The 14,599-nt window shown below is 63.1% G+C and carries 15 protein-coding genes and 1 other RNA gene; 11 read left to right on the top strand and 5 right to left on the bottom strand.

The features are described from left to right. The first annotated feature begins 15 nt into the window (after positions 1-15). The 6 genes from FJ948_RS05795 (at position 16) to FJ948_RS05770 (ending at position 6,564) form a co-directional block, all read left to right on the top strand. Positions 16-363, top strand: a complete 348-nt coding sequence (locus FJ948_RS05795; RefSeq protein ID WP_140702463.1) for a DUF6867 family protein — start codon at positions 16-18, stop codon at positions 361-363. A 137-nt stretch (positions 364-500) separates the two neighbouring features. Continuing rightward, positions 501-1,619 carry a branched-chain amino acid ABC transporter substrate-binding protein gene (locus FJ948_RS05790; RefSeq protein ID WP_140702461.1) on the top strand — a complete coding sequence of 373 codons (1,119 nt, stop codon included), beginning with the start codon at positions 501-503 and terminating at the stop codon, positions 1,617-1,619. 285 nt (positions 1,620-1,904) lie between these two features. Beyond that, positions 1,905-5,363 carry a pyruvate carboxylase gene (pyc, locus tag FJ948_RS05785; protein WP_140702459.1) on the top strand — a complete coding sequence of 1,153 codons (3,459 nt, stop codon included), beginning with the start codon at positions 1,905-1,907 and terminating at the stop codon, positions 5,361-5,363. 160 nt (positions 5,364-5,523) lie between these two features. After that, positions 5,524-5,784, top strand: coding sequence for a DUF2312 domain-containing protein (locus FJ948_RS05780; protein WP_140702457.1), 261 nt, complete (start codon positions 5,524-5,526; stop codon positions 5,782-5,784). 34 nt (positions 5,785-5,818) lie between these two features. Further along, positions 5,819-6,268, top strand: coding sequence for a hypothetical protein (locus tag FJ948_RS05775; protein ID WP_140702455.1), 450 nt, complete (start codon positions 5,819-5,821; stop codon positions 6,266-6,268). Continuing rightward, positions 6,265-6,564, top strand: coding sequence for a hypothetical protein (locus FJ948_RS05770; protein WP_140702453.1), 300 nt, complete (start codon positions 6,265-6,267; stop codon positions 6,562-6,564). Before FJ948_RS05775 ends, FJ948_RS05770 begins: the two co-directional genes overlap by 4 nt. A 66-nt stretch (positions 6,565-6,630) precedes the next feature. Here FJ948_RS05770 and msrB read toward each other — a convergent pair whose 3' ends face one another. The 4 genes from msrB to FJ948_RS05750 form a co-directional block, all read right to left on the bottom strand. Beyond that, the gene (gene msrB / locus FJ948_RS05765) at positions 6,631-7,035 is read right to left on the bottom strand and encodes a peptide-methionine (R)-S-oxide reductase MsrB (RefSeq protein ID WP_140702451.1); all 405 of its coding nucleotides are present in this window, start codon (positions 7,033-7,035) and stop codon (positions 6,631-6,633) included. A 105-nt stretch (positions 7,036-7,140) separates the two neighbouring features. After that, a complete protein-coding gene (locus FJ948_RS05760; RefSeq protein ID WP_140702449.1) occupies positions 7,141-8,331 on the bottom strand; it encodes a VWA domain-containing protein in 1,191 nt (396 codons plus the stop codon). 6 nt (positions 8,332-8,337) lie between these two features. Continuing rightward, on the bottom strand, positions 8,338-8,784 hold the full coding sequence (locus FJ948_RS05755) for a GNAT family N-acetyltransferase (RefSeq protein WP_140702447.1): 447 nt from the start codon (positions 8,782-8,784) through the stop codon (positions 8,338-8,340). Positions 8,785-8,847: 63 nt separating this feature from the next. Next, a complete protein-coding gene (locus tag FJ948_RS05750; RefSeq protein WP_140702445.1) occupies positions 8,848-9,711 on the bottom strand; it encodes a LysR family transcriptional regulator in 864 nt (287 codons plus the stop codon). A gap of 140 nt (positions 9,712-9,851) precedes the next feature. Here FJ948_RS05750 and FJ948_RS05745 point away from each other — a divergent pair, with 140 nt between their 5' ends. Further along, on the top strand, positions 9,852-11,390 hold the full coding sequence (locus tag FJ948_RS05745; RefSeq protein WP_140702443.1) for an MFS transporter: 1,539 nt from the start codon (positions 9,852-9,854) through the stop codon (positions 11,388-11,390). Between the two features lie 40 nt (positions 11,391-11,430). Here the strand turns inward: FJ948_RS05745 and FJ948_RS05740 are convergent, their stop codons facing one another. Beyond that, positions 11,431-12,270 (bottom strand): MoxR family ATPase, encoded by an 840-nt coding sequence (locus FJ948_RS05740; RefSeq protein ID WP_140702441.1) that lies wholly within the window; start codon positions 12,268-12,270, stop codon positions 11,431-11,433. Positions 12,271-12,272: 2 nt separating this feature from the next. Between FJ948_RS05740 and FJ948_RS05735 the strand changes: the two genes are divergently transcribed. The 4 genes from FJ948_RS05735 (at position 12,273) to FJ948_RS05720 (ending at position 14,592) form a co-directional block, all read left to right on the top strand. After that, positions 12,273-12,842, top strand: coding sequence for a DUF4345 domain-containing protein (locus tag FJ948_RS05735; RefSeq protein WP_246677460.1), 570 nt, complete (start codon positions 12,273-12,275; stop codon positions 12,840-12,842). 25 nt (positions 12,843-12,867) lie between these two features. Continuing rightward, positions 12,868-13,023, top strand: a non-coding RNA gene (ssrS, locus tag FJ948_RS05730) — 6S RNA. Between the two features lie 94 nt (positions 13,024-13,117). Next, a complete protein-coding gene (locus FJ948_RS05725) occupies positions 13,118-13,705 on the top strand; it encodes a 5-formyltetrahydrofolate cyclo-ligase (RefSeq protein ID WP_140702439.1) in 588 nt (195 codons plus the stop codon). 62 nt (positions 13,706-13,767) lie between these two features. Next, positions 13,768-14,592 carry a YmdB family metallophosphoesterase gene (locus FJ948_RS05720; RefSeq protein WP_140702437.1) on the top strand — a complete coding sequence of 275 codons (825 nt, stop codon included), beginning with the start codon at positions 13,768-13,770 and terminating at the stop codon, positions 14,590-14,592. The last annotated feature ends 7 nt before the right edge of the window (positions 14,593-14,599 follow it).

Here is a 14,599-nt window from a genome sequence, read left to right as displayed (position 1 = left end):
TTCAGGAGACTTCCCATGCAAGGCATTCTCTACGAGGAACCGTCGGTCTGGCAGTTCTTCTTCGTCACCTGCCTGCTCGGCGGCTGGGCGGCATGGATGACGGGCAAAGCCAGTGCCCAGACATGGCGCAGCTTCATCCAGCTGTTTGCCTATCTGCTCGGGCTCGGCGTCGGCATCCGCTTCATCCACCACGCGCTGTTCAACGGCACGATGTTCTCGCTGCATTACTATATCGTCGACACCATCGTGCTGATGATACTGGGCTTCGTCGGCTATCAATACACACGAACGAACCAGATGGTCACACAGTATAATTGGCTCTACGAAAGAGCTTCAATCTTGAGCTGGAAACCGAAAGGTTGACGTTCATCATTAACGCCGCGTCAGGGATGAATCGGCGTGACAAGTGCCTGAAAATCGGCAAACTATGCTTTCTGCGATAAGGGTGGGCATCGCATGAAAGCTTCATCCACGCCCACTCCGTTAATGGGAGCGTTTAAATGAAAAAGTCACTTTTGTCCGCCGTGGCCCTGACCGCGCTCGTCGCGTTCGGCGGCAATGCGTGGGCTGATGTAATGTTCGGCGTTGCCGGTCCGATCACCGGCCCGAACGCTGCCTTCGGCGCACAGCTGCAGAAGGGCGCGGAAGCAGCCGTTGCCGACATCAATGCCAAGGGCGGCATCAATGGCGAGCAGATCAAGCTCGAAGTCGGCGACGACGTCTCCGATCCGAAGCAGGGCATCTCGGTCGCCAACAAGTTCGTCGGCGACGGCGTCAAGTTCGTGGTCGGCCACTTCAACTCGGGCGTGTCGATCCCGGCCTCGGAAGTCTACGCTGAAAACAACATCGTCGAAGTCACGCCGGCCGCGACCAATCCGAAGTTCACCGAGCGTGGCCTGTGGAACGTGTTCCGTACCTGCGGACGCGACGACCAGCAGGGCGGCATCGCCGGCGCCTACATCGCGGCGAATTTCAAGGATGCCAAGGTAGCGGTCATCCATGACAAGACCCCTTATGGCCAGGGCCTTGCCGACGAAACCAAGAAGGCGATGAATGCCGCCGGCGTCACGGAAGTGATGTATGAAGGCGTCAATGTCGGCGACAAGGACTTCTCGGCGCTCATCGCCAAGATGAAGGAAGCCGGCGTCACCCTGATCTATTGGGGTGGCCTGCACACCGAAGCCGGCCTGATCATCCGCCAGTCCGCGGACCAGGGCCTCAAGGCCACGTTGATGTCGGGTGACGGCATCGTCACGGACGAACTGGCCGCGATCGCGGGCGACGCCGTCGCCGGCACGCTCAACACGTTTGGCCCCGACCCGCGCCTGATCCCGGCCAACAAGGAACTCGTCGAGAAGTTCCGCGCGCAGGGTTTCGAGCCGGAAGCCTACACGCTTTACGCCTACGCAGCCGTGCAGGCGATCGCCGAAGCGGCTACCAACGCCAAGTCGAACGACCCGCAGGCCGTTGCCAAGGCGCTGCATGAAAACGGACCGTACCCGACCGTGCTGGGCGATCTCGCCTACGACGCCAAGGGCGACCCGAAGCTGCCGGGCTACATCATGTACGAATGGAAGAAGAAGGACGACGGGAAGTATTCCTGGTTCCCGAAGTCGTAATTCATTCGGTTCCGCAACCAACGATGCCCGGCGCCTCGCGCCGGGCATTTTTTACGCGCGCCTGCAGCCGGCTACGTCAGGGTGAGCCTTCGTCAGCCAGGAGAGATCGCATCCAGGATCGAAATTGTCGCCATTGTTCCGTCCGTTCGAACCGATGCGTGCGAGTGTTGGCCGGACAATTGACCTAAATCGGTTTAAATCTGTGCCGATTTTGTTTGCACTGCAGCATTTTCACGCTAATTATTGCCCCGATTTCCCGTTCCTTCCGTTGCTGGAGCCCAATCCTTGGCCATCACGAAGATCCTCGTCGCCAACCGGTCAGAAATCGCCATCCGCGTCTTTCGCGCGGCCAACGAGCTGGGCCTCAAAACCGTGGCGATCTGGGCCGAGGAAGACAAATATTCGCTGCACCGCTTCAAGGCCGACGAGAGCTACCAGGTCGGGCGTGGCCCGCATCTGGGCAAGGACATGGGGCCGATCGAGAGCTATCTGTCGATCGAGGAGGTGATCCGCGTCGCCAGGCTGTCGGGCGCCGATGCCATCCACCCCGGCTACGGGCTGCTGTCGGAAAGCCCCGAATTCGCCGAGGCTTGCGCGCAAGCAGGCATCACCTTCATTGGTCCGAAGCCGGACACGATGCGGCGCCTCGGCAACAAGGTCGCCGCGCGCAATCTCGCCATCGAGGTCGGCGTGCCCGTGGTGCCGGCCACCGATCCATTGCCGGACGACATGGAAGCCGTCAAGGAGCTCGCCAAGACGGTCGGTTATCCGGTCATGCTGAAGGCTTCGTGGGGAGGCGGTGGCCGCGGCATGCGCGCCATCCGTTCCGAGGCCGAGCTCGCCCGCGAGGTCATGGAAGGCAAGCGCGAGGCGAAAGCCGCCTTCGGCAAGGACGAGGTGTATCTCGAAAAGCTGATCGAGCGCGCCCGGCATGTCGAGGTGCAGGTGCTTGGCGACACGCATGGCAACGCCGTGCATCTGTTCGAGCGCGACTGCTCGATCCAGCGCCGCAACCAGAAGGTGGTGGAACGCGCGCCGGCGCCCTATCTCAGCGAGGACCTGCGCCAGGAGCTTTGCGGCTACGCGCTGAAGATCGCGCGCGAGACCAGCTATATCGGCGCCGGCACGGTCGAATTCCTGCAGGACGCCGACACCGGCAAGTTCTACTTCATCGAGGTCAATCCGCGCATCCAGGTCGAGCACACCGTCACCGAGATGGTGACCGGCATCGACATCGTGAAGGCGCAGATCCACATCCTCGACGGCTTCGCCATCGGCACGCCGGAATCGGGCGTGCCGGCGCAGCGGGACATCCGGCTGAACGGTCATGCCTTGCAATGCCGCATCACCACGGAAGACCCCGAACACAATTTCATTCCGGACTATGGCCGCATCACCGCCTATCGCGGCGCCACCGGCTTCGGCATCCGCCTCGATGGCGGCACGGCCTATTCCGGCGCGGTCATCACCCGCTTCTACGATCCGCTGCTGGAGAAGGTCACCGCCTGGGCGCCGACGCCGGCCGAGACGATCGCCCGCATGAACCGCGCCCTGCGCGAATTCCGCATCCGCGGCGTCGCCACCAATCTCACCTTCCTCGAAGCGATCATCAATCACCCGAGCTTCGCCGACAATTCCTATACGACCAGGTTCATCGATACGACGCCGGAGCTGTTCCAGCAGGTCAAGCGCCAGGACCGCGCCACCAAGCTCATCAATTATCTGGCCGACGTCAGCGTCAACGGCCATCCCGAGACGCGCGGCCGGCCAATGCCGAAGGCGGACGCGGCAGCGCCCGTGGTGCCCTACCTCAACGGCAATGTGCCTGGTGGCAGCAAGCAGAAGCTCGACGTGCTTGGGCCGGAGAAATTCGCCGCCTGGATGCGCGAGCAGAGGCAAGTGCTGGTCACCGACACGACGATGCGCGACGGCCATCAGTCGCTGCTGGCGACGCGCGTGCGCACGCATGACATTGCCGGCATCGCCGGCACTTACGCGCGGGCGCTGCCGCAACTGTTGTCGCTGGAGTGCTGGGGCGGCGCCACTTTCGACGTCGCCATGCGCTTCCTCACCGAGGATCCGTGGGAGCGGCTGTCGCTGGTGCGGGAAGCCGCGCCCAACCTGTTGCTGCAGATGCTGCTGCGCGGCGCCAACGGCGTCGGCTACACCAATTATCCCGACAATGTCGTGCAGCATTTCGTCAAGCAGGCGGCGGCGGGCGGCATCGACCTGTTCCGCGTCTTCGACTGCCTGAACTGGGTCGAGAACATGCGCGTCGCCATGGACGCGGTGGGGGCCGAGGGCAAGCTGATCGAAGCGGCGATGTGCTATACCGGCGACATCCTCGATCCGGCGCGGGCCAAATACGATCTCAAATATTATGTCGGGCTGGCCGGCGAATTGCAGGCCGCCGGCGCCCACATCATCGCGGTCAAGGACATGGCCGGCCTGCTGAAGCCGGCGGCGGCCCGTGTGCTTTTCAAGGCGCTGCGCGAAGCGACCGACCTGCCGATCCATTTCCACACCCACGACACGTCGGGCCTGTCGGCCGCGACGGTGCTGGCGGCGGTGGAAAGCGGCGTCGACGCCATCGACGCGGCGATGGACGCCTTCTCCGGCAACACCTCGCAGCCATGTCTGGGCTCGATCGTCGAAGCGCTGAAGGGCACCGAGCGCGATCCGGGCCTTGATCCGCAATGGATCCGCAAGATCTCGTTCTACTGGGAAGCGGTGCGCAACCAGTACGCCGCCTTCGAGAGCGACCTGAAAGGGCCGGCCTCGGAGGTCTATCTGCACGAAATGCCGGGCGGGCAGTTCACCAATCTGAAGGAACAGGCACGTTCGCTCGGGCTGGAGACACGCTGGCACGAGGTGGCGCAGACCTACCACGACGTCAATCTGATGTTCGGTGATATCGTCAAGGTGACGCCGTCGTCCAAGGTCGTCGGCGACATGGCGCTGATGATGGTGAGCCAGGACCTGACCGTTGCCGATGTCGAGAACCCGGCGCGCGACATCGCCTTCCCGGACTCGGTCGTGTCGATGCTGCGCGGCGATCTAGGCCAGTCCCCGGGCGGCTGGCCACAGGAGCTGCAGAAGAAGGCGCTGAAGGGCGACAAGCCGATCACGGCGCGGCCTGGATCCTTGCTCAAGCCGGCCGACCTCGAAAAGAGCCGCAAGGAGATCGAGGACAAGCTCGAGCGCAAGCTGTCGGAATACGAGTTCGCCTCGTGGCTAATGTATCCGAAGGTGTTTTCCGACTTCGTCGCGGCGCAGGAGACCTATGGCCCGGTCAGCGTCCTGCCGACGCCCACTTATTTCTACGGCATGAAGTCCGAAGACGAGATTTTCGTCGATATCGAGAAGGGCAAGACGCTGGTCGTGCGCTGCCTCGCCATCGGCGATGTCGACGACAAAGGCATGGTCACCGTGTTCTTCGAGCTCAACGGCCAGCCGCGCCGCGTGAAGGTGCCCGACCGGGCGCATGGCGCATCCGCCGCCAAGGCACGCCGCAAGGCCGAGCCCGGCAACGAGGCGCATGTCGGGGCACCGATGCCGGGCGTGGTCTCGGCGCTCTCGGTGGCAGCTGGCCAGGCGGTGAAGGCCGGCGACGTGCTGCTTTCCATCGAGGCGATGAAGATGGAGACGGCGCTGCATGCCGAGCGCGACGGCACGGTTGCCGAGGTGCTGGTCAAGGCAGGCGACCAGATCGATGCCAAGGATCTGCTCATAGCGTTCAATTAGCCAGGCACCCTTGCTGGATGGCTGGCGGCTTCTGACGGCAGCCCTCACCGCTCATTCGATAACAGCTTGACCCGCCGGCCCCGGTCGGGCATCGAACCGCTGAAATTCGCCGCGGCACGGTTCCCGAGTCGCGGCGCGGAACCGTTCCCTGGAGAAAAACATGGCCGACGATATCACCGAAACCAGCCAGACTGTTGCCGCCGGCCAGCTGCGTGCCTTGATCGAGCGCATCGAGCGGCTCGAGGAAGAAAAGAAGACGATTTCCGACGACATCAAGGAAGTGTTCGCCGAGGCCAAGGGCACCGGCTTCGACACCAAGGCAATTCGCACCATCATCCGGTTGCGCAAGAAGGACCAGGCCGAGCGCCAGGAAGAGGATGCCATCCTTGATCTGTACATGGCCGCGCTCGGCATGGAGTAAGGCCAAGGGCTCATGATGGTTTCCGGGGTCGACCATGAGTGAGTTCGACTTCGGCGGCCGTCGTGCCTTGGAATTCCGTCATCGCGGCTTCTGGTCGCTGTTTGCCGAACGGCATCCGGAAGAAAGAGCCCGGCTGGCGCGGCGCGGGCCCTGGTTCTGGCAGCGCGGGCTGCCGGATTTCGCTTTGGTCCTTTCCATGTATGTCGCGCCGGCGCAGAACCATGTCGGCGTCTTCTTCGGCCGCAACGAGAAGTTCGGCGCCACGCAGGCGTGGGCGCGGCTGGAGCCGTTCCGGCCGGCGATCGAGGACAGGCTGAAGCTCCGGCCGGAACAAAGCTGCGAAGGCCTCGGCATCAATTCGATGTGGCGGGTGAACTGCTTTGCCGAGGACAATTGGCCGGCGATGACCGACTGGCTGGTGACGGAATGCTCGCGTGTCGAGCACGCTGTTGTCGAAGTGCTTGGGCGGGGTAAGCCGCCATGATGGTGGATTTCTTCGGCGCGCGCTGGCGTGGGCAGATACCGCTGGAGCGGCTGTTCTGGCGCGACACGATGTTGATCGCCACTGCAATCAACATCGCTTCATCGGCGGCCGCCCTGGTGCTGCTCGGCCTGAAGATGCCGCTCGCGCTGGTGCTGGCGGTGCATTTCGCCCCGGTGCCCTACAACGTCTTTCTCGCTCTCGCCGTCTGGCGGACCGCCGAGAAATCCGGCGGCGCCAAGGCCTCGCTGATGATGCTGGGTTCGGCGCTCTGGCTGATCGCCACGGTCGTCGTCTGAGGCAGGCATCCAATTACGAAAAAGGGCGGCCGCAGCCGCCCTTCGCGAGAGATGCTGACGCCTCGTTCAGGCCGCCGGCTCGAATTTCAGCGCCACGCCGTTGATGCAGTAGCGCAGGCCTGTCGGCGGCGGGCCGTCCTCGAAGACATGGCCGAGATGGCTGCCGCAACGGGAGCAGTGGCATTCGGTGCGGACCATGCCGTAGCTGCGGTCGACGGTGTTCTCGACCGAACCCGGAACGGGATCGTTGAAGCTCGGCCAGCCGGTGCCGCTCTCGAACTTCAGCGTGGATTGGAACAGCGGCTGGTCGCAGCCGACGCAGGAAAAAGTGCCGGCGCGCTTCTCGTAGAGCAGGGCGCAGCTGCCCGGCCGCTCGGTGCCGTGGTTGCGCATGACGGCGTATTGCTCAGGAGTCAGCCGGGCGCGCCATTCGGCATCGGTGCGGGTGACGGGATAGGCGTGGGTGTCCATGAAGAATCTCCTCGGCCTTGGCGGCTCGTTGTTGGTTGTAATCGCTATTCGCCAAAAGATAGGCGTTTGTTACACGTCTGCCCAGTGTCTGGCATGTCGCCCGTCTCAATGTTTCCGAGACAATTGTCTGGTCGCCGCCTCCAGCCCGGCGAGCGTCATGGGGAACATGCGGTCGCCGAAGATGCCGCGGATCATGGCGATCGAATGGGTGTAGCCCCAGTTCTTTTCGCTCTCGGGGTTCAGCCACACCGCGTTCGGCCATTGCTGCAAGAGCCGGCCGAGCCAAACCGAACCGGCTTCCGGGTTCCAATGCTCTACCGAGCCGCCGGGGTGAGCGATCTCGTAAGGGCTCATCGAGGCGTCGCCGACGACGATGACCTTGTAGTCGGGGCCGTATTTGTGGATGAGGTCGAAGGTCGAAATCACCTCGGCATGGCGGCGGCGATTGTCCTTCCACACGCCTTCGTAGAGGCAGTTGTGGAAATAGAAATATTCGAGCTGGCGGAATTCGGCGCGCGCCGCCGAAAACAGCTCCTCGACGCTCTTGATGTGATCGTCCATCGAGCCGCCGACATCGAAGAACATCAGAAGCTTCACCGCGTTGCGGCGCTCGGGCCGTGTCTGGACATCGAGATAGCCGTGCTCGGCGGTGGCGTGGATGGTGCCGGGCAGGTCGAACTCTTCCTCGGCACCCTCGCGCACCCAGCGGCGCAGGCGCTTCAGCGCGATCTTGATGTTGCGGGTGCCGAGTTCGACCGCGTCGTCGAAATTCCTGAATTCGCGTCTGTCCCAGACTTTCACCGCGCGCCGGTTGCGGCTTTCAGCTTGCCCGATGCGCACGCCTTCGGGATTGTAGCCATAGGCGCCGAAGGGCGAAGTGCCGCCAGTGCCGATCCATTTCGAGCCGCCCTGGTGACGGCCCTTCTGCTCCTCGAGCCGCTGCTTCAAGGTCTCCATCAGCTTCTCGAAACCGCCGAGCCCCTCGACCAGTTTTTTCTCTTCCTCGGTCAGGTGCTTTTCGGCGAGCCGGCGCAGCCATTCCTCAGGGATATTGGCGACATCAACCGCATCCGGTCCGCCCAGCGCCTCGATGCCCTTGAAGACATGCGCGAAGACCTGGTCGAAGCGGTCGATGTGGCGCTCGTCCTTCACCAGGGCGGCGCGGGCGAGGTAGTAAAACCCCTCGACGTCATAATCGACAAGCCCGGCTTCCAGCCCTTCGAGCAGAGAGAGATATTCCCTGAGCGAGACGGGAACGCGTGCTGCCTTCAGTTCGAGGAAGAAGGGAAGGAACATGGCCGGTTACAGCAAATCATACTCGATGAAGCCCGTCCTGCGCGCGACGCGGTCGTAGAGCTTGCGCGCGGTGGCGTTGGTTTCGTGCGTCATCCAGTAGACGTTTTTCACCCCGATCTTGCCGGCTTCCTGCTTCACCGCTTCGATGAGGGCGGCGCCGATGCCCTTGCCGCGCACATCAGTGTCGGCGAACAGGTCTTGCAGGTAGCAGTTGTTTTTCTCCGACCAGCCGGAGCGGTGGTAGAGATAATGGGTGAGGCCGACGGCCCTGCCGTCTAGGGTTGCGATAAAACCCTTCGGCTCGAACTCGCCTTCCGTAAACAGCCGCTTCCAGGTGATCGCGTAGACTTCTTCCGGCAGCTTCGTCTCGTAGAAGGTCAGGTAGTCGGTCCACAGGCGCCGCCAGTCGGCATGGTCGGATTGCGCGAGCGGGCGGACGGTGATTTCGGTCATTTCGTTCCTCCAAGGCCTGATCCGTATCCGTCCGGACGGAATCAGGGTTGCGCGCAGCTTCGCCTAAACCGCCGGCGAATTGTACTCTCCAAATGCGGTCGCCAGCATATGCAGTGCCTCGCGGGCTCGCGGCGCCAGCCTGTGCGAATGCAGCACCACTTCGGACGGATCAAGCGGCGGCAGGCCGAGCTTGCGGCTGACTTCGACCAGTCCTGGAGGCGCGACGCGGTGGGCGAGGGCGGAAACCGCAAAGCCCGCCGACACCGCAATGTTGACGGCCGCGCCACCGCCACCGACGAAGGACTCCTCCCAGGCGATGCCAGCCTTGTCCAGTGTCTCGACCGCCCGCACACGGTCCGGGCAGCTGCATATGGTGCTCAGGAGAGCGAGGCGTAGCGGCGTCCCGCGCTGCCATTCGAAGGAAGGGGTCGCGAACCAGCCATAATGGTTGCGCGACAAGGTCCGGCCCGGACGGCTGTCGCCTTCGCGGTGCACGATGATCGCATCAAGTTCGCCGCGATCGAACGCCTCTTTCAGCACCGTGCTGGTGTCGATCCTCAGACTGAGCGTGAGCGACGGATCATGCGCGTGGATCTGGGCGATCAGGACGGAAAGCTCCGGGCCGGCCGCGTGATCGACAAAGCCGAGCGCAAGCCGGCAAGGGGCCGCGGCAAACTCCGCCATGGCGCGCTCATGCGCGGCAAGGAAATCTCGTGCGGAGGGGAGAAAAACCGCTCCCTTCGGCGACAGGCTGACCCGGCGCGGCGTGCGTTCGATCAGCCGCGCCCCGAGCTTTTCCTCGAGCCGGCGCAGCTTGACGCTGATCGTTGCCTGGGTGCTGCCGAGCGCGGCGGCGGCGCGGGTAAAGCTCTGCAGGTCGGCCACCATCACAAAGGTGCGAACGGCATCGACGTCTAGGCTGGTCATTCAGGACCTCTTTGGGCAGGCATTCGATTTTGTCATTTCTGAAATAGGGCTTCATAGCCTTTTTTCATGGTCGCGTCTCCTTTATTCCACGCTGACAGCGGAAGAGCACTGCCGCTCATCTCAATGTTGCGAGGACCGATATGCCGTTTGAACGAAACACCATCGCGCTGACCGGCGTGTGCCTGGCGTCGCTGCTGTTCGGGCTCGAAATCTCCAGCGTGCCGGTGATCCTGTCGAAACTGGAAAGCGTTCTCGCCGCCGACTTCAAAGACCTGCAATGGATCATGAACGCCTACACGATCGCCTGCACCACGGTGCTGATGGCGACCGGCACCCTGGCCGATCGTTTCGGCCGCAAGCGCGTGATGGTGGCGACAACCGTCGCCTTCGGCCTCGCATCGCTGCTGTGCGGCCTGGCGACCAGCGCGCCGCTGTTGATTGCCGCGCGCTTTCTGCAGGGGCTCGCGGGCGGGGCGATGCTGACCTGCAGCGTGGCCGTGCTGTCGCATCAGTTCCAGGATGGAAAGGCGCGCGGCAAGGCCTTCGTCGCGTGGAGCGTCGTCGCCGGCATCGGGCTCGGGTTCGGCCCCGCCATTGGCGGCCTCATCGTGGCGTTGTCCAACTGGCAGTGGGTGTTCCTCATCCACGTGCCGCTGGCTATCCTGGCGCTCGCCTTCATCGGCGCCGGGGTGACGGAATCGCGCGATCACAACGCCCGGAAGCTCGACTGGGCGGGCATGCTGACACTTTCGGCCGCGGTTTTCGGCTTCTCCTATCTGATCACGCAAGGTGGCGATCTCGGCACAGGCGTCCGCATCGGCGTGACCATCGCGTCGGTGGCGGCCTTCATCGCATTCGTTGTCGCCGAAAAGATCAATCCCTATCCGATGTTCGATTTCTCCGTGTTCCGCATCCGCCAGTTTTCGGGCGCGATCATGGGCGCGATCGGCATGAACTTCAGCTACTGGCCGTTCATCATCTATCTGCCGATCTATTATTCCGGCGTGCTTGGCTACGACAGCACAACCACCGGCCTTCTGCTGCTGGTCTATACGCTACCGTTCATGGTTATGCCGCCGCTCGCCGAGCGCCTGCGTGCACGGTATCAGGCGCGGATTGCCATTCCGCTCGGCCTGTTGACGCTGGGGATCGGCTTCATCGCCATGTGGGTCGGGTCCGGGCTGGAGGGAGCGAACTGGATGACCATGCTGCCGGGCACGCTGATCGCCGGAATCGGCATCGGCCTGACCAATTCACCGACCACCAACACCACGACCGGCGCGGTTTCGCCGGACCGGGCCGGCATGGCTTCCGGCATCGATATCAGCGCGCGGCTGATCACGCTCGCCATCAACATAGCGGTTCTGGGCCTGTTGCTGACGCAAGGCATCGCCGCTTATCTCGGCAAGGCGCTCGGCCCGGCTCTTGATGCCGGTGAGATAAGGACGCTGGCGGAAAGGATCGCCACCGGCAATCTCTCCGATCTTGTGCGGGAGACGCCCTCGCTTGCAACCCTCGACCCGTCCGGCGCTATCGTACATGCATCCCTGGTCCATGGCTTCGGCTGGGTCATGCTCTATTGCGGGATTGGCGTTCTTGCCCTGTCGGTCATCGGTTTCGTCATCTTCGGACCGAAGCGCGTCGCGCCGCTGGAGAGAAGGTTTGCCGCCGCCGAGTGAGCGGCCGAAGCCTGCTCGTGGCGGGAGCTTCGCTCGATCTTCACCCCTGCCGTCGCGCCATGAAGGCCAGCCGTTCGAACAGATGCACATCCTGTTCGTTCTTCAGCAGGGCGCCGTGCAGCTTGGGCAGCGCGTTCTTGGCGTCGGCGCGCAAATCCTCGGGCGCGATGTCGTCGGCGACCAGCAGCCGGATCCAGTCCAACGCCTCCGATGTCGACGGCTTCTTCTTCAGCCCCGGCACGTCGCGGATTTCGTAGAACTGGGTGAGTGCGGCGCGCACCAGGTTCTGCTTAATGCCGGGATAGTGGACGTCGACAATCTTGTGCAGGGTCTCGACATCGGGAAAGCGGATGTAGTGGAAGAAGCAGCGGCGCAGGAAGGCGTCCGGCAGTTCCTTCTCGTTGTTGGAGGTGATGATGACGATGGGCCGCACGGCGGCGCGGACCGTCTCGCCGGTCTCGTAGACGAAGAACTCCATCCGATCGAGTTCCTGCAGGAGGTCGTTGGGGAATTCGATGTCGGCCTTGTCGATCTCGTCGATCAGAAGCACGACTTTCTTGCCGGCGGCGAAGGCCTCCCAAAGCTTGCCGCGCTTGATGTAGTTCCTGATGTCATTGAACCTCGCGTCGCCGAGCTGGCTGTCGCGCAGCCGCGAGACGGCGTCATATTCGTAGAGGCCCTGTTGCGCCCGCGTCGTCGACTTGACATGCCATTCGATGAGGTCGAGGCCGAGTGCCGCCGCCACCTGCCGGGCAAGTTCCGTCTTGCCGGTGCCGGGCTCGCCCTTGACCAGCAGCGGCCGTTCCAGCGCGATCGCCGCGTTGACCGCCACCATCAGATCCTTGTCGGCGACGTAGTCCGCCGTACCTTCGAAACGCATTCTTGCTCCTCGGTTCGTTCCGGGCGACCGTAAGCAGGCGGCTCAACCTGTGCAAGGGTATGCCTGCTGCGGCGAATGGGCTTGAAACCCGGGATCAAAATTATCCGTTCATGAGGGAAGGCCGCCCAGCAGGCCGAAAGGGCAACATGGACGGAAAAATTTCAGCCAAGACGGCGCTACAGATCGTTGTCGCGGTGCTGGCGGCAACGCCGGTCCTGGTCGGTATCGAGGGCATTCTGTTCGGACCGGCGTTCCTGCATGTAGCCGCACCATGGCCGGTCGATCTCGACAGCCATTTCCGCTTCCTGTCCGGGTTTTTCCTGGCTGTTGGTATTGCCTGGTACAGCTGCATTCCCGGCATAGAGGCAAAGACCGAGCGGTTCCGGTTGCTTGCCGCCTGCACGTTCACGGGCGGCCTGGCGCGGCTTGTTTCGTTGTTTTTGGTCGGCGCGCCTTCGCTGGGTCACGTCGCCGGGCTATGCGTCGAGCTGCTCGCAGTACCGGCGCTGGTCGTGTGGCAGGGCCGTGTCGCGAATAAAGCCGCCGGGAGGGGGCAACTCTCTGGCGCTTAGCCGGCCAGCGGCCTATATTGGGGAAGACGGTCTGCGCTTCCCGGCAGGAGACACTTTTCCCCGGGGCCTTAACGATCCTTAGGGAGCTGTCCCTGGGAAGACCCGTGGGTTTTCTCACACGGCGCCCACCTACTTTGTAGGCACCCGGGATCGACCTCTCCACCGGTTGTGTGGATCGTCACTAATTGCCATCTCCACGCATTCCTGTGGGTGATGCGGTAGAAAACGTCGCTCCTAAAACGCAATCCTGATACGGCCTTTTCTATCGTCCTGGCATGACATCTTCGAAAGATCTGAAAAAGCAGCTTCGGCTCGAGGCCCTTGGGCGCCGCGACGCGCTTGATGAACTGTGGCGGGTGGAGGCGGCGCTCGAGATGGCGGAGACGGCGCGCGACCACCTGGAGATCGGGCCGGGTGAGATCGTCTCCGGCTTCTGGCCGATGCGCTCGGAGGTCGATGTCAGGCCGCTGATGTTCGCATTGCGTGAGAAGGGCGCACGGCTCTGCCTGCCCGCCATTCTCGACAAGACCACGATCGTCTTTCGCGAACTGGTGCGTGGCGCGCCGATGGTCGACATGGGCTTTGGCACGGTCGGGCCGCACGCGGAGGCCGAAGTTCTCGACCCCTCGGTCATGCTGGTGCCGCTCGCCGCCTTCGACGCGCGCGGCCACCGCATCGGTTATGGCGCCGGCTATTACGACCGTGCGATCGCGAAGCTCGTCGACAAGGGGCATGCGCCCCGGCTGATCGGCATCGCGTTCGACTGCCAAGAAGTTTCGCAAGTTCCGGACGAACCCCATGACGTGGTCATCCCGGAAATACTCACCGAGAGCGGGTTGCGCCGCTTCGCGCCAAAATTGTAGATAGTTCTTTGAACGCATGATCTTTGCCGAAAAGTCATGCAACTTTTCGGGATCAGGCATAGATGAGACTTCTCTTCCTCGGGGACATGGTTGGAAAGACGGGCCGCACCGCTGTGTGGGAACAACTTCCTGGGCTGATCTCCGACTTCAAACTCGATTTCGTCATCGTCAACGGCGAGAACGCCGCCGGCGGCTTCGGCATAACCGAAGAGATTTTTCGCGAGACGATCGCGGCCGGCGCCGATGTGGTGACCACGGGCAACCATGTCTGGGACCAGCGCGACGCGCTGGCCTTCGCGCCGCGCGAACAGCGCTTCCTGCGTCCCTCCAACTTTCCCAAGGGCACGCCCGGACGCGGCTCCGGCGTCTATATCGCCAGAAGCGGGGCGCGTGTTCTGGTCGCCAACATCATGGGCCGGGTGTTCATGCATCCCGAACTCGACGACCCGTTCCAGGCCGGCGAGCGTGAGCTTGCGGCCTGTCCGCTCGGCGAGCAGGCCGATGCGGTGATCATCGACTTCCATGCGGAGGCGACCTCGGAGAAAATGTGCTTCGCGCATTTCGTCGACGGCCGCGCCAGCCTCGTCGTCGGCACCCACACGCACCAGCCCACCGCCGATCACCAGATCCTCAATGGCGGCACCGGATACCTGTCGGATGCCGGCATGTGCGGCGACTATGATTCCTCGCTCGGCATGGACAAGGAGGAGCCGCTCAATCGGTTCCTGTCGAAAGTGCCGAAAGGACGTTTCGAGGCAGCGACCGGACCGGCGACATTGTGCGGCGTCGGCGTCGATATTTCCGACCGCACGGGGCTGACCGAGAAGATCGCGCCGTTTCGTCGCGGGCCGCGATTGGAAGAAACGGCACCGTCCTTCTGGTCGTGACATTGAT

Source organism: Mesorhizobium sp. B2-3-12 (assembly GCF_006442205.1).
GTDB lineage: Bacteria > Pseudomonadota > Alphaproteobacteria > Rhizobiales > Rhizobiaceae > Mesorhizobium.
This window is presented reverse-complemented; position numbering and strand designations above follow the sequence as displayed.